Source organism: Vibrio sp. V23_P3S9T160 (assembly GCF_963886625.1).
Lineage (GTDB): Bacteria > Pseudomonadota > Gammaproteobacteria > Enterobacterales > Vibrionaceae > Vibrio > Vibrio anguillarum.
In genome coordinates, this window is record NZ_CAWPDB010000120.1 from 1 (window position 1) to 20,734 (window position 20,734).

Here is a 20,734-nt window from a genome sequence, read left to right on the forward strand (position 1 = left end):
CTGGTACTTCTAAAATTGTTGGGCATAATTCAAATCCAATAAAATCATCGTATGAATTACTCTGGCAGGAGATAAAAGCGCCAGAACCTTGTTCGCTAACTATTCAAAATACAATGAGAAAGATATTAGAGAACTATTTTACGTTCTTAGGGAATATCAAAAAAGATGACATGATTGAGCTTTTCGAAGGAGAAGAAAGGTTGATTTGCCAGTCACTGTTTTCGTGGGTTAACGATGGCTCTCACCATGCTATTGACGATTTGTACGTAACTCAAGATATTGGGGTTATTGATACCTACAGAAAAGTTTTCAAGAAGATTTTTGAAGAGTCTGAGCATGGCGCGCATTATAAGATGATGATGGGGGTTAGCGGTGAGCCACATGAATCGCCAAAAGAGCAAGGAGTGGCTGCATAATGAAATTTGCTAAAGCTTAGTTTCGAGCTGAATTTCAAGAAAAGTTTGGATTGTTGTGGCCGATAAAAATTAGCTACAGGTTTAGAGCCATTCCATACTTTTTCGAATCTGAAACCCGTCATTTTTGTGCCGATTCGAAACTCACAATTGTCCAAAAATCGTTTTACAGCCTAACAAAAAGGCGAACTTCTCAGTTCGCCTTTATTATTGAATATTGATTACAAAGTCAGTCACAACCTAAAATGATGATCATAAACTGTGACGACGAGCCATCAACATCAGCACCTACTCTTGGTAGTTATCGATACTTGGGCATGAGCAGACAAGGTTACGGTCACCGTATACGTTATCGACGCGGCTCACGGTTGGCCAGTATTTTGATGCCTGAGTATGAGCGGATGGGAAGCAAGCCGTTTCACGAGAATATGGATGAGCCCATGCTTCACTTGCGAGATCCGATTGTGTATGCGGCGCATTCACTAACGGGTTGTCGGCTAATGGCCATTCGCCTGATTGAACTTTCTCCATTTCGGCGCGAATCGCAATCATTGCCTCGCAGAAACGATCCAATTCGGCTAAGTCTTCCGATTCGGTTGGTTCAATCATCAAGGTGCCAGCAACAGGGAATGACATCGTCGGTGCGTGGAAGCCATAATCCATCAAACGTTTAGCAATGTCTTCTTCGCTGATACCGGTCGCTTCTTTAAGCGGGCGAATATCAATAATGCATTCGTGCGCTACGCGGCCGTTACTACCACGGTAAAGAATAGGGTAGTGTGGGCGCAGTCTTTCCATCACGTAGTTGGCATTTAAAATAGCGACTTGAGTAGCAGTAGTTAAGCCTTCTGCACCCATCATGGCAATATAAGCCCATGAGATAGGTAAAATAGAAGCGCTGCCTAAATCGGCCGCAGATACTGCGTGATCGCTGCCTTCAACTCCCCCTTCAATATGTCCCGGTAGGAAAGGTGCTAGGTGAGATTTTACACCAATCGGTCCCATACCTGGGCCGCCACCGCCATGAGGAATACAGAATGTTTTGTGCAGGTTGAGGTGAGAAACATCAGAGCCAATAAAGCCCGGATTGGTTAAACCAACTTGCGCGTTCATGTTGGCACCATCAAGGTAAACTTGGCCGCCCGCGGCGTGAACCATGTTACACACTTCTTTAACTTGTTCTTCGTAAACGCCGTGCGTTGAAGGATAAGTGATCATGATGCTAGAGAGGTTCTCTTTATGCTTCTCAATTTTGTCTGCAAGGTCTGCGATATCAACGTTACCGTTATTATCACATTTCACGACCACTACTTTCATCGAAACCATTGAAGCGGTTGCTGGGTTGGTGCCGTGTGCTGAGCTCGGAATTAAGCAGACGTTACGGTGCCCTTCACCACGGCTTTTGTGGTAGCGCTGAATCGCCACAAGCCCTGCATATTCGCCAGAAGCACCGGAATTTGGTTGTAGCGAGAAAGCATCATAGCCTGTGATTTCACAGAGCTTTTCTTTTAAATCTTTAGCGAGAGCGGCGTAACCTGCGGCTTGCTCTTTCGGTGCAAATGGGTGGATTGAACCAAATTCAGGCCAAGTGACAGGGATCATCTCGGCTGCGGCGTTCAGTTTCATGGTGCAACTGCCAAGCGGAATCATGCCGTGAGTTAATGAAAAGTCTTTATTCTCAAGTTTTTTCAAATAACGCATCATTTGCGTTTCGCTGTGATAGGTGTTGAACACAGGATGCGTTAGGAAGCGAGATTGACGACGGCAGTGTTCTGGAATCGCTGCAAATTCGTTGGCGGCAATTTCTGCCGACAGCGCGCTTACCGATTGCTTAATATCGAAAACCGCAAACAGGGTTTCAAGGTCAGCGGTGGTGGTGGTTTCATCCAAACTGATGCCCAATTGGTCATCAAATCGGCGTAAGTTGATGCCGGCTTGCTGCGCTTTTGCGTAGAGCGCTTGAGTTTGAGCGGCACTCTTTAAGGTAATCGTGTCAAAGAAGCTGTTATGCACCAATTCGTAGCCCGCTTGAGTTAAGCCTGCCGCTAGAATTGCTGTCATATGATGAGTACGGCGCGCAATGGTGCGCAACCCTTCTGCGCCATGATATACCGCATAAAACGAGGCCATATTAGCCAGCAGGGCTTGCGCGGTACAGATGTTCGAGGTCGCTTTTTCGCGGCGAATGTGCTGCTCGCGAGTTTGCATTGCCATGCGCAGTGCTGGGTTACCTTTGGCGTCAATCGACACTCCGATCACGCGGCCGGGCATAGTGCGTTTGTGCGCTTCACGCGTGGCCATAAAGGCGGCGTGTGGGCCGCCATAACCCATAGGGACACCGAAACGTTGAGCCGAGCCAATCACGACATCCGCGCCCATTTCACCTGCTGGTTTCAGCAAGGTGCTGGCCAGTAAATCCGTGGCAACAGTGACCAAGATTTTATTGGCTTGCGCTTTAGCAATCAGGTCGCTTAAATCACGCACTTCACCTGTGGTGCTTGGGTATTGCAGCAGCGCGCCAAACACATCTTGTTCAGGCAATGAGTCGAGTGCGCCGATTTGTACCTCAAAACCGATAAATTCAGCGCGAGTTTTTACCACTTCAATGGTTTGTGGATGAACATCGTCCGCCACAAAAAAGACGTTACTTTTGCTTTTTCCTGCGCGTTTACACAGTGTCATTGCTTCGCCAGCGGCCGTTGCTTCATCGAGCAGCGACGCGTTGGCAATATCCATTGCTGTTAAATCCATCACCATTTGTTGGTAGTTAAGCAGCGATTCCAAACGACCTTGAGAGATTTCTGGCTGGTAGGGTGTGTAAGCCGTATACCAGCCCGGATTTTCCAGTACGTTACGCAAAATGACGTTCGGCGTGAAGGTGTTGTAGTAACCTTGACCAATGAACGTGCGTTTAATCTGGTTTTGATTGGCAAATACTTTCATCGAGCTGAGCATATCGGCTTCGCTTTTAGGCGCAGCAAGGGACATTGGGCTTTCTAAACGAATTTGCGCAGGAACGGTTTGTTCGATTAACGCGGCTAAGCTTTCGGCGTTAATCGCGTTGAGCATTTTTTGTTGATCGGCTGGGTTGGGTCCGTTGTGGCGTGCAACAAACTCATTTTCGGTACTTAACTGGCTAAGCAGTGGGCTGTGAAGTAATTCAGTCATTTCCTTTACCTTTTCAAAGATCGTGTGCGACCTTAAAAAAAAGCCGCCCATACTGGGCAGCTTTGATCCGTGATGGGCTAATTAATCTTCTTCGATAGAGTTTTGGTACTCTTCTGCATTTTTTAGATTGTCGAGTTCAGAAGCATCAGACATCTTCACTTTCACAATCCAGCCACCTTCATACGGTTCTTCGTTGATGAGTTCTGGGCTATCTTCTAACTCTTCGTTGATTTCAACGATGACACCTGTAATCGGTGCGTAAATATCTGAAGCGGCTTTGACCGATTCAACCAGAGAAAAACTGTCTCCAGCATCAATTTCTGCATCTACTTCAGGTAGGTCAACAAACACGACGTCACCAAGCATCTCTTGCGCATGCTCAGAAATACCGATGGTCACTGTGCCGTCACCGTTGTCGCGCACCCACTCGTGGCTATCTGCAAACTTCAGTGTATTGTCCATTGCTTTATCTCCAAAAAAGTATCGTATTGATTTGAACTTGTGTTTAATTTAAAAAGGCTATTGGTAGAGTGGGAAGCGTTGGCACAGCGCTTTAACTTGTTTGCGCACACGTTGCTCAACATCACTGTTTCCTTCTGGGCTCACAACAAGGCCATCGAGAACATCGCCAATCCACTCACCGATGAGTTTGAATTCTTCACGACCAAAACCACGGCTGGTTCCAGCTGGCGTACCTAAACGAATACCCGAAGTAATCATAGGCTTCTCGGTATCAAATGGGATGCCATTTTTGTTACATGTGATTCCTGCACGTTCTAATGCTTGTTCGGCGATATTCCCCTTCAGCCCTTTAGGGCGAAGATCAACAAGCATGAGATGAGTGTCAGTCCCGCCAGTCACAATGTCACAACCGCGAGTTTGCAATACTTCGGCGAGAACTTTTGCGTTATCGATCACCGAATCAATATAACGATGAAACTCAGGGCCTAACGCTTCGCCTAGTGCTACCGCTTTGGCCGCAATTACGTGCATTAACGGGCCACCTTGCAGGCCGGGGAAAACCGCCGAGTTAATTTTTTTGCTGATCTCTTCGCTGTTGGTCAAAACCATACCGCCTCGTGGGCCGCGCAAGGTTTTATGTGTGGTGGTCGTGACAACGTGGGCATGCGGCAATGGGCTTGGGTGAGCACCAGTGGCGACTAATCCGGCAATATGCGCCATATCGACCATTAAGAGCGCGCCCACTTCATCAGCAATGGTTCGGAATTTGGCAAAATCAATTACGCGAGGAATGGCAGAGCCGCCCGCAATGATCATTTTTGGTTGATGCTCTAACGCGAGGCTGCGTACATCATCATAATTGATTTCTAAGGTCGTGCTATCGACACCATATTGAATAGCATTAAACCATTTACCAGAGAGGGCAGGCCGAGCGCCATGAGTGAGGTGGCCTCCGGCATCCAGAGACATACCTAAAATCGTGTCACCCGGTTGCAGTAAAGCCAGCATCACCGCGCAATTAGCTTGTGCGCCTGAATGCGGCTGCACGTTGGCGTATTGACAATGGAATAGGGATTTTGCACGTTCAATCGCAATGGTTTCGACGGTATCAACGTGTTCGCAACCACCGTAATAGCGACGGCCGGGGTAGCCTTCTGCATATTTATTGGTGAGACAAGTACCTTGCGCTTGCATAACGGCTTTTGAAACGATGTTTTCTGAGGCGATCAGCTCAATTTGTTCATTTTGGCGCACGTATTCGGCTTGAATACCCGCAAAGACAGCATCATCAGTGGCAGCAAGGTTGGTAGAGAAAAAGCTCTCAAGGCAGTGGTTGGGGTAACTTTTGTTCACGTTGGCATTCATGGTAGATGACCTTCCAATAATCCGACGGATTGGCTAAACATTCCGTCATTCCTTTTTAGTGGCTGCCTTATCGTTAAGCCGTTAGGCGACAACAAAGCAGAGTGTCAGTTATCCTTAAACTGGATTGCAACCCCAACAATACGGGGTGAAAAGCCACTTAAACCTTGTTAAATCCCTAACCGCAATAAGTGGTAAACTGCATCTCTTTATCTAACAAGTCAGTAACATACTCTTTGACTTATAAACAATCAATCAAAAATTTCCTATAGGAAACATGGTTTCTTTTTTTGTAAGCAAGAGCACGCTTTATTTACGTTCAGCCTCTTTAACCTTGCGTTGGCTTTATGCCACAATGATGGCCGAAATCAGGAAGATAACAATCGAGGGAAAGCATGTCTGAAGACATTTATGATGAGTACCCATCGTTGACCTTGGCCAAGGAAACTGGTGAACAAACGATCGAACCGCTTAAGCTTGGGCAACGTATTAAAGAGATCCGCTCTAAGCTTGGGATTACGCTAGAAGAGGCGAGCCAGCGGACAGGATTAGCTCGATCTACATTGAGTAAAATCGAAAACGAACAGATTTCTCCAACCTACCAAGCGATGCAAAAACTCGCTCATGGATTGCAGATAGATATGCCTCAACTATTTGAGCCACCAAAGAAAATTGTGGCAACAGGTCGTAGGGATATTTCTCGTATTGGTCAGGGAAAGCCGCATCCCACCCCAACTTACGAGCATGAATTGCTCGCCACGCAGCTCTCTAATAAGAAAATGATGCCGTTTAAAAGCCGAGTGCGAGCTCGTGCATTTGAAGAGTACAGTGACTGGGTTCGTCACGATGGTGAGGAGTTTTTGTTGATCCTCACGGGTGAAGTTTTGTTCTATAGCGAATTTTATGAACCGGTTCGATTGGCGGAAGGTGATAGCGTTTATTACGACGCTAACATGGGGCACATGCTGGTCTCTGTCAGCGAAGAGGATGCATTGATTTTGTGGGTTACGGCAAAATGAGTGTGAAAACGCGAAGTTTCTTATAGTGACAGCAATCGTTTGCTATTTGTTGGCTTTGCCCTCTGTAGTGTGCTTTTAATCACTTTTAGCTCAGGCGATGCTAAGCATCTCGCGACTTTTAATTGTGATTGGGTTGTTAATTTTGACAATTCATCTTGTTTTGAACTTGTTAATCCGTCCGAACGGGCGCATTCTTGTTCACTATTGGAAACATGGTTTCCTCTTCTTTGGACATAATAGCCAAAATTTGGTGGTGAATTCCCTGCTGGGTCGGCTGAAATGGAGATAAAAATGACTCAAGAACATGCAAATCAAACACTACTCACTACTCCTTTACATGCGCTGCACATCGAAGTTGGAGCGAAAATGGTGCCATTTGCTGGCTATGACATGCCCGTTCAGTACCCATTAGGGGTAAAGAAAGAGCATTTGCATACTCGCGAGGCGGCTGGTTTGTTTGATGTTTCGCATATGGGCCAACTTCGTTTGCATGGAGCCAATGCTGCGCAAGCATTGGAGTCATTGGTTCCGGTCGACATTATTGACTTACCAGCAGGCAAGCAGCGTTACGCCTTTTTCACCAATGCACAAGGTGGCATCATGGATGACTTGATGGTTGCTAACCTTGATGATCATCTGTTTGTTGTGGTTAATGCGGCTTGTAAAGCACAAGATATTGCTCATCTACAAGCACATTTGCCACAAGGTGTTGAGCTCGAAGTCATTGACGATCGCGCGCTGTTAGCGCTGCAAGGGCCAAAAGCCGCTGAAGTGTTAGCTCGCCTGCAACCACAAGTGATGACGATGCACTTTATGGATATTCAGCTAATGGACATCGACGGTGCTCAATGCATTGTCAGCAGAAGCGGTTATACCGGTGAAGATGGTTATGAAATTTCTGTACCGGCAGAGCAGGCCGAAGCATTGGCGCGTAAACTGACCTCTTATGAAGAAGTGGAATGGATTGGTCTGGGCGCGCGCGATTCACTGCGTTTAGAGTGTGGTTTGTGCCTTTACGGGCATGATCTTGATACCAGCACAACGCCAGTTGAAGCGAGCTTGTTATGGGCGATAAGCAAAGTGCGTCGTGCTGAAGGTGAGCGTGCGGGTGGTTTCCCGGGCGCAGACATCATTCTTGGGCAGATCGAAAGTAAAGATGTTGCACGTAAACGTGTAGGTTTAGTGGGTTTAACTAAAGCGCCAGTACGTGAAGGAACGGAGCTATTTGACGCCGATGGCCAGCATATAGGCGTAGTGACCAGTGGTACAGCGGGACCGACGGCCGGAAAGCCCGTGTCTATGGCCTATATCCGAGCTGATTTATCAACGATAGGCACAGAAATTTTTGCTGATGTGCGCGGAAAAATGCTGCCTATGGTGGTTGAGAAAATGCCGTTTGTGGCTCAGCGTTATTATCGCGGCTAAAGCATCATAAAATGTAATAAAAGCACATTTAAAGATGTTTCATATCGATAACGGATTAAGTACTATCTGGGTTCAAAGTGATAAGGAATGACATGATGAACAAATGGGTAGTACTTTTATCTTCGCTCGCCGTCTCTGGCAATGTGTTCGCCGTTGATGCTCAGCCCTACATAGTAAACGGTACGGATGCAAGCGTGACGGAGTTTCCTTCTATAGCGAGCCTGTTTTTTGATCAAATTGGTTATACAGGGAAGTATGGTAATTATTGTGGAGGGTCACTACTCAATAACCAATATGTATTGACCGCTGCACACTGTATTTATGGTAGTAGCTCAACGCAGCTTTTTACCTCGGTTGTCCCTAAGCTGCAAGTTGAAACAGATTTTCCGTACAATATATTAGAAAAAGTACGAGTGGCAGAAATCTATTATCCATCAACCTATAACAGCACCACCTTATTTGATGATATTGCGATCCTTAAGTTAGAAATTCCACTAACAACGGTGTCATCTGCTGATTACTTAAACTTACCAGTGAGTTCTGATTACCGAGATATTAGCAACAATTTTATTGCTGTGGGACATGGTAATACCGCTTCTAATGTTGATAATTCGACCTCTCTTTTAAAAACCACACTCACCTATGTCCCTAATGAATATTGTAATGCTTATAACGTCTCGACAGCCAACAACTTATGCATGAAAGGAGTGCCACCAATAAATAATATTACTGGCTTAGCGAATGCTACCTGTCAAGGAGACTCTGGCGGACCTTTATTTTGGTATGATGGCAATCGAAATATCCAAGTTGGTATAACAAGTTTTGGGCCAACAACTTGCGGTGATCCTAGTTTTGCTCCAACTTCCATCTTTACCGAGGTTGTCAAATATAGGACGTGGATTGATAGCGTAGTTGCAGGAATTGAACCACCAAAATTTGTCGCAACAGAAGCGAAACGCCAAGCTTATTTAAACCCACCTTCTGACAGTGGCGGTTCATTCGGCGGGTGGTCTTTACTGCTGATGTTTATTCCCTTCATTCGTAGACGTTGAACCCTTATTGATTTCGAGCGACCTGTTTAGGTCGCTTTTTTATTGCCTTTTTTGAGCAGGTTCTACTTAGGGCGCTAAACTTGAAAGTGATACACGCGTATCTTTCTAGATGAGTGACGAGGTGATGGATGTACAAATGGATACTGTTCAGTGCGATGCTATCAGCAAATGCTTATGCGGTTGATTTCCAGCCTTACATTGTGAATGGTTCGGATACCAGCAGTGCCACTTACCCTTCTTTTGCTAGCCTTTTATATCAAAGCAGCGCTCAGTATAGTACCAACAGTTTTTGTGGGGCGAGTATCATCAATTCACAGTTTATTTTGACGGCAGCTCATTGTATTTACGGTAAAAAAGATACCATGCTTTATACAGTGGTAGTGCCTCAGTTGGATAATGTGGCCGATTTCCCCTACGGGAATATCCAGATATCGCGCGCGGCGGCTTTTTATTACCCCAGTACTTACATCAATTCGTCCAGTGCACTCTGGCGTGATGACATTGCGATTATCAAGCTCGAAACACCGCTCAATGTGGCGGACTATTCTGCGCTACTCAATACTCAGTTAAATAATGATTACCCTGCTGGCAATAATTACAAAGCGATTGGTCATGGCTACGTGGCGGGTAATGTCGCGAGTTCAAATACTCAGTTACAAGAAACGACCCTCACTTTTGTTAGTAATGCCGTCTGTAGCGCTTTCTATGGCCCGACATTGACCTCAAAGCAGATCTGTTTTGATAGTGCGGTAAGCGGCGCTTATAAAAACTCCACCTGTTCTGGCGATTCCGGTGGGCCTGTCTATTGGTTTAATGGCTCGCAATACATTCAAATTGGTTTAACCAGCTTTGGGCCTTCACTATGTGGTGATATTAACCAACCGATCACCTCGGTATTTACGGAGCTTTATGATTATCAGAGCTGGATTCAGCGCGTTCTTACAGGGGCAGAGGCGCCTAAATATTATGTTGCCACTCAAAATGGGGTACGTGTTCTGATTGATACTCAAACGGTTACCCCTCAAGAGGAGAGCGGCGGCAGTTTGAGTATCCTAGGGTTGACTCTACTGCTGTTATTTCGCTTTCGGGCGCATAATAATTTTGGTTCGTCTGTTGTGGTGATTAAAAATTTGCTTGGCTCTCAACGTCATCTCTTGTGCGGTGATTCGGTTTGCCGTTTGCTCTATGTTAAACAACGCATCGATGCCGTACCCGTGCAGTGAATAACGTTGAATAAACCAATTCACCTGCTTGGGGTCGTCTGTGAGTGGTTTGAGATCGGCAATCAATTGTTTCGCTGCGGTGAGCGTTTCCTCTTCCGTTATTTCGACGGATAAACCGTCAATCAGCTTATCAATGGCTTGCTCTGCGGTGTCGACATCATTGGATGAAATCTCAACGCTAAATAGCCAATCGTTGTGTGGTTCACTATCGGCTGAAACCGCAAAGGTATTAGGAGCATAATCCAGCCCTAGCTGTTCACGCACCTGACTCACCATGCGGCGGTTTGCCACACGCCACAACATATCATCCATAAAGATAGTAGTAGCCGATTTGTGTTCCGGGTCGTTACTGATCACTCTGGCAAGATAGGCACTGCTTTTTTCGTCATTGATCGCCATGTCGATTCGAGGCTGAAAGTCTGCGCGATAATCAATGCGATAATCGACCTCAGGTGCAGAGCTGAAGGTTAATGACGCCACATAGGTACGCAACAGCGGTTTCAGTTCGGCTGGTTTAATGTCTGCGGTAATAAAGAGTTTAAAGCCTCTATTTTTCTTAAAGAGATCATCATGGGTTTGCATCAGTTGTTCAACACTCACCGTATTGATGTCCGATCCTTCGTATAACCAATGAGTGGTGTCCGGCAGATAACTATTGCGATTAATGGCGAGCGCCATCTGGCCAATGGGTGAGCGAAGAAAAGTATCTCGATTTTGCTTAAACTCTTGTTTTGTTAACTGCAGATGGCTGTCGTCGATGTTGATGGCGGTCATCGCCGTATAAAGGGCAGCAAACGCTTCGGCTAACTCATCTTTAGATGATTCAAGGCTGATACCATGCGACGTAAAGTCGATGTAGGGATTCAATATGATGCCGTGTCTTCTCAGATGATTTTCCAACTGAGAGCCGCTAAAGTTACCAATTCCACCGCGTATGGCACTAGGAATAAGCACTTCAGAAGCTTTACGCAAATTGGGCTCTAAGCTTGCTTTACCACCAAGGCTAGCCAAAGTGGCATACACTTTTTCCCCTGCGTTAATGTCTCTGCGATACCACACTTCAACACCGTTACTTAGCGTCCAAGTGGTGATATCTATCGACTCTTGAGGTTGAGATTCTGACAAAATGGCACCTATCTGCGTAGGTGTTACAAAAGCTTGATTGACCTCTTGTAGTAGCGGTGGCTGCCCTTTTTGGGCAAACAGGGTTTTTAGTGTTGGCAGTGTCGCGACGACGGATTCTTTGTCTTCACTTTTATCCAACCCAATATTGATCTGGTAGTCGCTAGACAATAATTTGCGAAGGTGTTTATCGAGCATGGCACTGTTGGTGGTCGAGATAAATTCGGTTAACGTCGACCGTCGGTCTAAATGCGACTGGATCGGTTGATCCAATGTGCGCGCCAGCGTTTTTTCTTCGACTAAATCTATCGCGGTGGCTTTTTGCCAATTGTTATCGAAGTTCGCTAGCATCTCTTGATACTGACGGAAAATCGCCTGAAACTCTTGCTCACTCACACCATGATCACGCAGTGCAGCAAGTGTGGAGAAGAAGAGATTTTGCGATGCTTCTCTTGAGTCCACTGGAAACCCGACCTCTGCAAACGAATAGCGCTGGGTTTCAAACGGGATAGTTTGGGAATAAATCCAAAGCGCTGGAAGGTTGGCATCACTAAAATTGCTGGATAACCGCTGTTGTATCAGTTGCTGGGCGATATCATCGAGCCACCACTGGGCTTGTTGTTCACGGCTGGCTATTTTTTGCTCGCCACGGTCGATGAATAGGCTAATGTTCGGTGAGTCATTGGCACCAATGTAACCCACAAAATCTGTATTATTGGCCGTAATGCTGTGGTTCCTAGTCGGCATTGGCGTGCTGCCTTTTTCCCAGCTCGCGAAGTGTTTTTCTATCAATGCCGTGGCTTGTTCTAATGTGATATTGCCGGCGATAACGATTTCGGTGAGCTGTGGCTGATACCAAGTGCGGTAAAAATCGGCAATCCCTTCGGGTGTCGCTTGGTTCACGCTTTCTTTGGTGCCCAAGGGATCATGCTGCGCATATAAAGTATTAGCAATCATGTGCTCATAAACGTTTTGAGCGTAGCTCTTCTCCTCTTTACGTGAAAAACGAAACTCGCCCATGATCACGCGTTTTTCATTTTCAACCGATGTGGGAGTAAGCTCTATACCATCGGCAATATCTCTAAACCAGACCAGAGCTGGCTCTACCGCTTGGTTATCGGGTAAATCCAGTTTGTAAACCGTTTCTTGATAAGCAGTATAAGCATTGATGTCAGGGCCAAAACTGACACCTGATTGCTCAAAGGTTTTGATCGCATCATTTCCGGCATAATGAGCGCTGCCATTAAAAGCCATATGCTCAAGAAAATGAGCGTAGCCCTGTTGCTGGTTGTTTTCTTGAAATGCGGCTGCGTGAACAATCAAGCGGATGGAAACGGGTTCTTTTTGATTGGGATAAATGTGGTATTTCATGCCATTGGCCAGCTCGGCGCTCGCCCAATAGGGATCTTCTTTGATCGGAATGAACGCTTGATTTGAAGCACATCCCAACAGAAATAAGCAACTAACGAATAGTAGACGATATATTTTCATAACAACCTCGACATGTATTTGGTGGCAATATACGTCATGAGGTTTGAATTATTTTGGGGAATGTGACTGTCAACTCAGGTTTTGAGAAAGAAGTTTCAATTTTTTCGTAACAATGAATGTTATTAATTACATTGTATAATTTAAGTGTTAACAGAGTGATGTGGATTGAAACGAGTTTGACCACTATTACTACATTTTGCTCAATCTGGGATTGAATCTTTATACTTTTTATATGCCTATCCTTGGTTTTATACATTTTCTTTAAATCTATCTGATTACTATGAGGTGAGTATAGTTAGATAGGATGCCCATTTAGGGCAATATTGAAATGAAACAACCACAAAAAAGTACCGCTTCGCTTGCACTATTAGCCGTAGGTATCGTTTATGGCGATATTGGCACTAGCCCGTTATATGCACTAAAAGAGGTGTTTTTTAGTCACCACCCATTACCGATCAATTCATTGAATGTACTTGGCATCCTCTCTTTGGTGTTTTGGGCATTTGTGTTGATCGTCTCGGTGAAATATTTAATGCTCATCACTCGTGCGCATAAACATGGTGAAGGTGGTATTTTAACTTTATCTGCAATTGCTAGAGAGCATTGTCCAGATTCACTAAAGCCTGTGGTGTTATTACTTGGGTTATTAGCCACCGGGTTCTTTTTTGGTGAAGCGGTAATAACGCCAGCTATGTCAGTACTGTCTGCTGTGGAAGGTATCGCGGTGGTGGAGCAAGATTTCGCACCATTCGTGCTACCGATTGCAGTAGGAATTATCGTGATTCTGTTTGCAATTCAAGCATTAGGCACCGAACGTATTGGGCGATTTTTTGCGCCAGTAATGCTTATATGGTTTCTCTCGTTGGGCGTTTTAGGGTTTAACGCTATCATTGAGCAACCACAGGTATTAGTCGCAATCAATCCTTATTACGCGTTTCATTTTATCGCCGAACAGGGGGTAAATACGTTGATCATTCTTGGCGTCGTCGTGCTGTCAGTGACTGGCGTTGAAGCCTTGTATGCCGATATGGGACACATTGGTATTAAGCCAATCCGTCTTGCTTGGTTTATGATTGTGTTACCCAGTTTATTGCTTAACTATTTTGGGCAAGGGGCTTATCTGTTGGTTTCTCAAGGTGTTACAGGTCAAACCTTTTTTGGTTTAGTGCCTAATCTGTGGCTATGGCCTGTGATCATTTTGGCTACCTTAGCGGCCGTGATTGCTTCACAAGCGGTGATTTCAGGGATCTTTTCATTAACTCGTCAAGCAATGAACTATGGTTATCTCCCGCCACTGAAAATTACCCATACGTCAGAGCACTCTCAAGGGCAAATTTATGTTCCAGCAGCCAATGTGTTGCTGTTTGTCGCTGTGCTGTTTGTGATGATGCGTTTCCAATCATCGGCTAACTTAGCCGCCGCTTATGGCATCGCCGTAACGGCGATCATGGCAATTTCGTCGTTACTGATAGTGATTGTGGCACGTTATTACTGGCAATGGCCGCGAGCACATGTTTGGTTGCTGGGGACGGTTTTTGTTAGCCTAGATGCCTTTCTCTTTACTTCAACCTCGACCAAATTGAGTGATGGTGGTTGGTTGCCGATTTCGCTAGGTGGTCTTATCTTTGCTGTGATGTCTATTTGGCAGCAGCAGAAGCAGCGTTTACTTGACGTGTCGGGCAGTGATTTGTCGCTTTCTGCCATGATTGCTTCTCTTGAAGGGGAAACATTTCGTCGTACTCAAGGTAATGCAGTCTACCTTTCGCGTGTCAGCCATCATGTCCCTCGCTCTTTGGTGCATAATTTGAAATACAATAAAACGCTTCATGAGCGTAATATATTGATGACGTTTCAGTATGAATCACAGCCTAAAGTGCATCCTTGTCGCCGAGCAGAGATCGAGCAGTTGTCAGAAACGTTTTGGCAAGTGATCATCCATACGGGCTATCAGGAAGTACCAGATATTGAACAAGTGATGCACTCCTGTTCGCTTAAAGGGCTGCATCTACATCCCAATGAGACTATTTTTCTGCTCTCTGCTGAGCGTATTCAGGCGCAGAAAGTGGGCCTATGGCATGATTTCAAAGCGCGGTTATTTATCTTAATGAGCAAACATGCGCTGCGTACGGCAGAGCGGCTTAATATTCCTTCCGATCGTTTGATTGAGATGGGCGTCTATCGAGAAATTTAATGTCTTGATTGCATTGTGTTGCGGTTCAGCGCACCGACTCATTGAGCTTAAAGCAAGAACCATCAACTCATGTAGAAATAAGCCGTTTCTTTATCAAGGAACGGCTTATTTCTTAGCAGGGTTAAGGTGTGTTATTCAACGTTTTTGCCAAGCGCTGCATACAGTGGCCAGTCACCTTGCTTAACCAGTGCCTTGGTGTATTCGGCGCTCTGCGCAAGATCATAATGGTGCTCAATGCATGGAGAATAAGCGACAACCAATGATGGCCCCTTATGTTCCCCAGCCGCTTGTAGCGTTTTGATCGTGTGGTTCATATTGGCCGCTAAAGCGATTCTTGCCACATAAATACCGGGCAGGTTTTGGTAAAGAGCAACCAAATCTTTGGCGGGATTTGGGTTGGGTAAACTACACAGTTTGGCTGTTTTTCCTTGTGGGGTTGATTTGGATTTTTGCCCGCCAGTGTTGGCATAGCATTGAGTATCGAGTACTAAGATATTGATGTTTTCACCGCTGCGTAACACATGGTCAAGGCCGCCAAAACCGATGTCATAAGCCCAGCCATCGCCACCTATCAGCCATACCTGCTTTTCAATCAAATAATCAAGTAATAGCTTTAATTCGGCATGCTGAGTGTCTGACGTTAAGCTTGATTTTATCTTGCTCAGTTGTTGTCGACGCTCATCAACGTCAGTGAGTAACTCATTGCTGCCGTGAAGGGAGTGTTGAGCAAAGGCCGTTTGTGCTCGCGCCCCTAAGGCTTTGACGGCTAATCGCATTCCCAGCCCAAATTCCGCGTTATCTTCAAATAGGCTATTGGCCCATGCAGGTCCTCTTCCTTGGGCATCTTGGCTATAGGGTGTTGTGGGCAAATTGCCACCAAAAATGGAAGAGCATCCTGTGGCATTAGCAATATAGAGTCGGTCACCAAATAATTGGGTTAAAATCCGAATATAAGGTGTTTCACCACACCCAGCGCAAGCATTAGGGTATTCGAAATAAGGCTCAACATGCTGGATGGTTTTGACATCAATACGACTCTGATGGTGGATGTTTTGCATTGGCAGCGCATTAAACTGGGCAAACTGCTGCTGTTCTTGTTCATAACAAAGCGGCTTACTGACCATAGTCAACGCTTTCTGCTCAGGGTCGCGCTTATCTTTGGCTGGGCAAACTTGCGCGCAGAGTTGGCAGCCAGTGCAGTCATCGGGCGATACTTGCAATGCGTATTGCGCATCTTGTTGATGACGAGAGCGATAAGGCATGGTTTTAAGCGTGGTCGATGTTTGATGTACTTCGTTGGGTTCGAACACCCGAGCACGAATTGCTGAGTGCGGACATATCGAGACACAGTAACCGCACTGAGTGCAGAGATCCGGATCCCAAACTGGTAATTGTTCGGAGATATCTCGTTTCTCTAAAGAAGAAGTATTGGTTGGCCAAATCCCGTCAGCAGGGTAGGCAGAGACAGGTAAATTTCCCCCTTTCCCAGCGAGTAACCATTCCACCAAAGAACCGGGTTGGCTGCGCTCTTTGATTGCAAATGATGTTTGCGAGGTTTGTGCGGTGATGGTGAAAGGTGAGTCGTTTATCTCGTGCGCTGCTGCCTCAATGCACGCGAGGTTACGCTCGATAAGTGCGTCAGGTTTTCCTTGTAATTGCGTTTTGCACATCGCTTGCAGAACCAGTAAAGTTGCACGCTGTTGAGAAGGTTCTTGGCTTGGACTGAGCAGTAAAGTCGCCGCTACTTGCATAGCTACGCTGGCTTTGTTTTTGAGTTGATGCTGAGTGCTTAACTTATCGGCATCGATCGTCACCACTTTGATCTGTTTAGCTTGAATCGTCGATTGCAATGCAAATGGCAGAGAATCCCACAGTGCTTGCCCTATAAGCGATGTGTTGATCAATAGTAGCGCGCGCTGACAAAATCGCTGCGTGATATCGATGTCTTTCAGTAGGCCTAATTGACTGAGCGAAATTAATCTGGCTTGCCGAATCGGGTACGGAGTTTGGATCGGTTGTTCGGAGAGTCGCAAGTGCGTCGTCGTAAGATTGCGTGATTTTTTCGAGTCGTACTCGAACTGAGCATTCACATACCAGTGGTTTTGCTTGCCAAGAGCTTTGAGCACGTTTTTTCCTGCCGAGATGCTACCATCACCACCGTAGCCGTACATCAATACCGTTTGCAGCGCTTCTTCTCGTTCAGGCTGTGAGGTAACGGGTAGGCTAAGATGAGTGACGTCATCATCGATTCCTACCACGAATTCTCTTTTCCGGCCGTGCTCATTTCGCATCATCGCGAAAATGTGCTGTGCATCTTCTGGGAAGAAAGCTTTTCCCGATAAACCATAACGGCCTCGGAATAACTCAATGGGTCGGCCACTTTGGTAAATGGCATCAAGCACATCCAGGTACAGCGGTTCACCGCTACTTCCGGGTTCTTTAGTGCGGTCCAACACACTGATCTGCTGTACCGATTCAGGCAAGGCGTTGAGTAATGCTTGAGTCGGAAAAGGGCGATAGAGATGAACGGTGACAACACCGACGCTCTCATCTGGTTTGCTTTGAACGTATTGGTTGAGTGTTTCACTGACCGAGCCAAGAGCGATGATTACTCGTGTAGCTTGTGGATGACCACAGTACTCTACTAAGTGATAGGCACGTCCAGTGAGCTGCACAAACTCATTCATACAGGTTTGGACAACATCGGGTGCATGCTGTTGATAGCGGTTTTGCGCTTCGCGGCATTGAAAATAAGTATCTGGACCTGCCGTTGCTCCACGTAAGGTTGGTCGATCGGGCGTTAAGGCGCGCTGACGAAATTCAAGTAATGCGCGATGGGGGAAAAGTTGCGCTACCTGCTCGGTGGTCAGCATGTCGATATTAGTTAAGGTATGAGAGGTGATAAATCCATCAAAAAAATGGACAAACGGTAACCGGCTGCGCAGTGAAGCCATGGTTGATATCAGCGCCATGTCTTGTGCTTGCTGACAGTTGCTTGCGCATAACATTGCAACGCCCGTTTGCCGAATCGACATTACATCTGAGTGATCGCAAAAAATCGATAGGGCATGGGTTGCGACACTGCGTGCGGCGACATGGATCACGCACGGAGTCAGCTCTCCCACCAATTTATATAAAGTGGGGATCATCAATAATAATCCTTGCGAAGAAGTAAAGGTCGTGGCTAATGCACCGCTCATGGCGCTACCATGCACAACCGCAATGGTTCCCGCTTCAGATTGCATCTCAATTACCTCGGGTGTCTCCCCTAAGATATTGAGCTGATGTTTTGCCGACCATGCTTCACAGCACTCGGCCATGGTGGTACTTGGCGTTATTGGGTATACGGCAATCACTTCACTTAATTGATAGGCTATATTTGCTACCGCAGTATTGGCATCAGTAATCCAATTCATTACTCTGGAAACCTCTTGTGTTTATCGCAATCGTTGCGACTTACGTCTGAAGATGTATGATTCCGTCACTAAGGTGACAAAATCACGAGAAACAAAGATGGTTAAGACGCTAAACATGGCGCGAGTAAACGAGACACAACGGGTCATCTTATTGATATGCCTGTATGTGTTGGTTACTACTGTGGGCGTGATTTACCGAAAAAATATCTTAGAAACAGACATGGCAATGCTGTTTTTATTGCTCAACATTGTTAGTGCTTCACTACTTCGTCCACGCAATGCATACCTCATGACCATTATGGGCGTCATAGTGTATTACTACTTCTTATTGCCGGATTACAGTTCGTTCCGTTTTAAGAATGCACAGCATGTGATTACTTTTTCGGTGATGGTGTTCAGTGGGATGTTCGCGATCAATATAACACAGTCACAGAGAAAGCAAATACAGAAAAATAAGCACCTCCAGATGCGCCATAAGACCTATTATCAGCTTGCTTGCCACTTGTCGGCACTGCGAACAAGTGAGCAAATTGCGCAGGCGACCGTGCAATTTCTTAATAAAGAGCTGAGCTTGCCGAGCGCGATTTTATCTGCTCACCCTCACTGGCATCTGCTTGCCAAAAACGATTCTTTTCCGTATGCCCAGCTAGAAGAATTTGATGGCCGTCATGTACCTGCGGCCACCACCATTCACTGGCTTAAAGATCGAGAGACAGTATTGGGCGTATTAGTGGTTGAAAAAGATCAACAGGACAAAGTTACCCCGTGGGTCATTTCATTACTCAGTTTGTCACTGGCACGTACGCAAGCTAACCAAGCGCTTGCGGAAGTGGAAACGGCTAATCAATTAGAAACCATGCGTAGCACGTTATTAGCATCAGTATCTCATGATTTGAAAACACCATTAGGGACGATCATTGGCGTGGCAACGACGTTGACCGATGCGGGGTTGAAGCTGGATCAAGAGGTGCAAGATGAGCTATTGAAATCGATCGCTGAGCAAGGTGAGCGGCTCAATCGTAGTTTAACAAAACTGCTTGATATCACGCGTTACACTAGCGCGGCCCTTGTACCTAAGTTGGATTGGGTCGAACCTGAAGAAGTGCTTGGCAGTGCACTGAGCCGTTTATCTCGACGATTGCGTCACCATCATGTGAATTTAAAAAGTGAACCAATGTTGGTTGAACTCGATAGTTTATTGATTGAACAGGTTATCTCTAACCTGATTGAAAATTCAGCCAAATATACACCTAAAGGAAGTGAGATAGAGATTCAGATAGAATACCGCGATGAGGCGTTTATTTTAACAGTAGCGGACAATGGCCCCGGTATTCCTGAGCAAGAATTAACCCGAATTTTTGAGCGCTTTTATCGCCTCAACCATACCCAAGTCGATGGCACAGGGCTTGGCTTAGCGATATGCCAAGTGATCGTCACCGCACATCACGGTACGATAGTTGCTCGCAACCGTGAAAGCCAAGGTGTTAGTTTTACCGTGGCGATACCATGCCGACTTTACGATTTAAAGGGACTGTATGAACAGTGAAATTAAAATCTTGATCATTGAAGATGAAGCACCGATTCAACGTTTTCTCAACGTGTTGATCAGCGGTTATCAGTATCAAGTCAAAACGGCTGGAACAGCAGAGCAAGGGATAGCCTTAGTCGCAAACTGGAATCCGCATCTGATTTTATTGGATTTAGGCTTACCAGATATGGAAGGTATTGCACTCACCAAAGAGCTTCGGGGTTGGACGCAGACGCCAATCATTGTCATCTCGGCCCGTGATAAGGAATCAGATAAGGTTCAAGCACTTGATGCGGGAGCCAACGATTACTTGATTAAACCATTTGGTAGTGAAGAACTGCTAGCGCGAATACGTGTCGCGTTACGCCAACTGAGTCAACCTCAGCCTCAAGAGTCGGTTTGCTACCAATTCGGCCAGATCGTTGTCGACTTGGCATTTAAGCAAGTGACTAAAAGTGGTGAACCGTTAAAACTGACCAAAACCGAGTACAATATTTTAAAACTTTTGGTGAGAAATATGGGCAAGGCTTTGACTCATAAGCAAATTTTAAAAGAAGTGTGGGGCAGTAACTACATTGAACATCATCATTATGTTCGTATTCATGTTGCCCAGTTGCGTCATAAAGTGGAAGAAAATCCAGCCCAACCTAAACATATTATTACAGAAACAGGGGTAGGGTACCGGTTGGTAGAAGGCGAATCAGACCAGTTTGCGGTTTAGGCTACTTTATAAAATCTTTATATCGAGCCTCGCTATCCATACAGCATCTATACGAAGCGCTTGTTAGACTCAATATCGGTTAAGTACTCAGGCAGAGCCAGCGTGAAATGTTAGTGGGATGTTTTGCGAGATATTGGATTA

12 protein-coding genes and 1 pseudogene are annotated in these 20,734 nt (G+C 45.8%); 8 read left to right on the forward strand and 5 right to left on the reverse strand.

The window, feature by feature from the left end; genetic code table 11:
• Window positions 1-416, forward strand: a 416-nt coding sequence (locus AACU59_RS08950; protein ID WP_161437551.1) for an AAA family ATPase, incomplete at its 5' end; no start/stop codon positions are given.
• 285 nt (window positions 417-701) lie between these two features.
• Here AACU59_RS08950 and gcvP read toward each other — a convergent pair.
• From gcvP to AACU59_RS08965, 3 genes are all read right to left on the reverse strand, one after another.
• Window positions 702-3,581, reverse strand: a complete 2,880-nt coding sequence (gene gcvP, locus AACU59_RS08955) for an aminomethyl-transferring glycine dehydrogenase (RefSeq protein ID WP_094145515.1) — start codon at window positions 3,579-3,581, stop codon at window positions 702-704.
• A gap of 81 nt (window positions 3,582-3,662) precedes the next feature.
• Window positions 3,663-4,043, reverse strand: coding sequence for a glycine cleavage system protein GcvH (gcvH, locus tag AACU59_RS08960; RefSeq protein ID WP_094125797.1), 381 nt, complete (start codon window positions 4,041-4,043; stop codon window positions 3,663-3,665).
• 57 nt (window positions 4,044-4,100) lie between these two features.
• A complete protein-coding gene (locus AACU59_RS08965) occupies window positions 4,101-5,408 on the reverse strand; it encodes a serine hydroxymethyltransferase (protein ID WP_094145516.1) in 1,308 nt (435 codons plus the stop codon).
• Window positions 5,409-5,800: 392 nt separating this feature from the next.
• Between AACU59_RS08965 and AACU59_RS08970 the strand changes: the two genes are divergently transcribed.
• The 4 genes from AACU59_RS08970 (at window position 5,801) to AACU59_RS08985 (ending at window position 10,124) form a co-directional block, all read left to right on the forward strand.
• Window positions 5,801-6,424, forward strand: a complete 624-nt coding sequence (locus AACU59_RS08970) for a helix-turn-helix domain-containing protein (protein WP_010320321.1) — start codon at window positions 5,801-5,803, stop codon at window positions 6,422-6,424.
• Between the two features lie 291 nt (window positions 6,425-6,715).
• Complete coding sequence (gcvT, locus tag AACU59_RS08975; RefSeq protein ID WP_176428490.1) at window positions 6,716-7,849, forward strand: glycine cleavage system aminomethyltransferase GcvT; 1,134 nt, start codon at window positions 6,716-6,718, stop codon at window positions 7,847-7,849.
• Window positions 7,850-7,926: 77 nt separating this feature from the next.
• Window positions 7,927-8,901 carry a trypsin-like serine protease gene (locus tag AACU59_RS08980; RefSeq protein ID WP_094144423.1) on the forward strand — a complete coding sequence of 325 codons (975 nt, stop codon included), beginning with the start codon at window positions 7,927-7,929 and terminating at the stop codon, window positions 8,899-8,901.
• Window positions 8,902-9,029: 128 nt separating this feature from the next.
• A complete protein-coding gene (locus AACU59_RS08985; RefSeq protein WP_202598768.1) occupies window positions 9,030-10,124 on the forward strand; it encodes a S1 family peptidase in 1,095 nt (364 codons plus the stop codon).
• 75 nt (window positions 10,125-10,199) lie between these two features.
• On the opposite strand, the pseudogene AACU59_RS08990 reads toward AACU59_RS08985, so the two are convergent.
• Window positions 10,200-12,737 (reverse strand): annotated as a pseudogene (locus AACU59_RS08990) (M16 family metallopeptidase); the annotation flags it as partial.
• A 328-nt stretch (window positions 12,738-13,065) separates the two neighbouring features.
• Here AACU59_RS08990 and AACU59_RS08995 point away from each other — a divergent pair.
• Window positions 13,066-14,928 (forward strand): potassium transporter Kup, encoded by a 1,863-nt coding sequence (locus AACU59_RS08995; protein WP_094144537.1) that lies wholly within the window; start codon window positions 13,066-13,068, stop codon window positions 14,926-14,928.
• A 131-nt stretch (window positions 14,929-15,059) separates the two neighbouring features.
• Here AACU59_RS08995 and nifJ read toward each other — a convergent pair whose 3' ends face one another.
• The gene (gene nifJ, locus AACU59_RS09000) at window positions 15,060-18,344 is read right to left on the reverse strand and encodes a pyruvate:ferredoxin (flavodoxin) oxidoreductase (protein ID WP_094144536.1); all 3,285 of its coding nucleotides are present in this window, start codon (window positions 18,342-18,344) and stop codon (window positions 15,060-15,062) included.
• A 115-nt stretch (window positions 18,345-18,459) separates the two neighbouring features.
• Between nifJ and AACU59_RS09005 the strand changes: the two genes are divergently transcribed.
• Complete coding sequence (locus AACU59_RS09005; protein ID WP_094144538.1) at window positions 18,460-19,890, forward strand: sensor histidine kinase; 1,431 nt, start codon at window positions 18,460-18,462, stop codon at window positions 19,888-19,890.
• Window positions 19,880-20,593 (forward strand): response regulator, encoded by a 714-nt coding sequence (locus AACU59_RS09010; protein ID WP_094144535.1) that lies wholly within the window; start codon window positions 19,880-19,882, stop codon window positions 20,591-20,593. Before AACU59_RS09005 ends, AACU59_RS09010 begins: the two co-directional genes overlap by 11 nt.
• Window positions 20,594-20,734 lie beyond the last annotated feature (141 nt).

Excerpts from the sequence above, each read along its gene's own strand:
- AACU59_RS08970 (WP_010320321.1), top strand. The coding sequence starts at position 5,801 with ATGTCTGAAGACATTTATGATGAGTACCCATCGTTGACCTTGGCCAAG.
- AACU59_RS09005 (WP_094144538.1), top strand. The coding sequence starts at position 18,460 with ATGGCGCGAGTAAACGAGACACAACGGGTCATCTTATTGATATGCCTG.
- AACU59_RS09010 (WP_094144535.1), top strand. The coding sequence starts at position 19,880 with ATGAACAGTGAAATTAAAATCTTGATCATTGAAGATGAAGCACCGATT.
- AACU59_RS08985 (WP_202598768.1), top strand. The coding sequence starts at position 9,030 with ATGTACAAATGGATACTGTTCAGTGCGATGCTATCAGCAAATGCTTAT.
- gcvT (WP_176428490.1), top strand. The coding sequence starts at position 6,716 with ATGACTCAAGAACATGCAAATCAAACACTACTCACTACTCCTTTACAT.
- nifJ (WP_094144536.1), bottom strand. The coding sequence starts at position 18,344 with ATGAATTGGATTACTGATGCCAATACTGCGGTAGCAAATATAGCCTAT.
- AACU59_RS08965 (WP_094145516.1), bottom strand. The coding sequence starts at position 5,408 with ATGAATGCCAACGTGAACAAAAGTTACCCCAACCACTGCCTTGAGAGC.
- AACU59_RS08995 (WP_094144537.1), top strand. The coding sequence starts at position 13,066 with ATGAAACAACCACAAAAAAGTACCGCTTCGCTTGCACTATTAGCCGTA.
- gcvP (WP_094145515.1), bottom strand. The coding sequence starts at position 3,581 with ATGACTGAATTACTTCACAGCCCACTGCTTAGCCAGTTAAGTACCGAA.
- gcvH (WP_094125797.1), bottom strand. The coding sequence starts at position 4,043 with ATGGACAATACACTGAAGTTTGCAGATAGCCACGAGTGGGTGCGCGAC.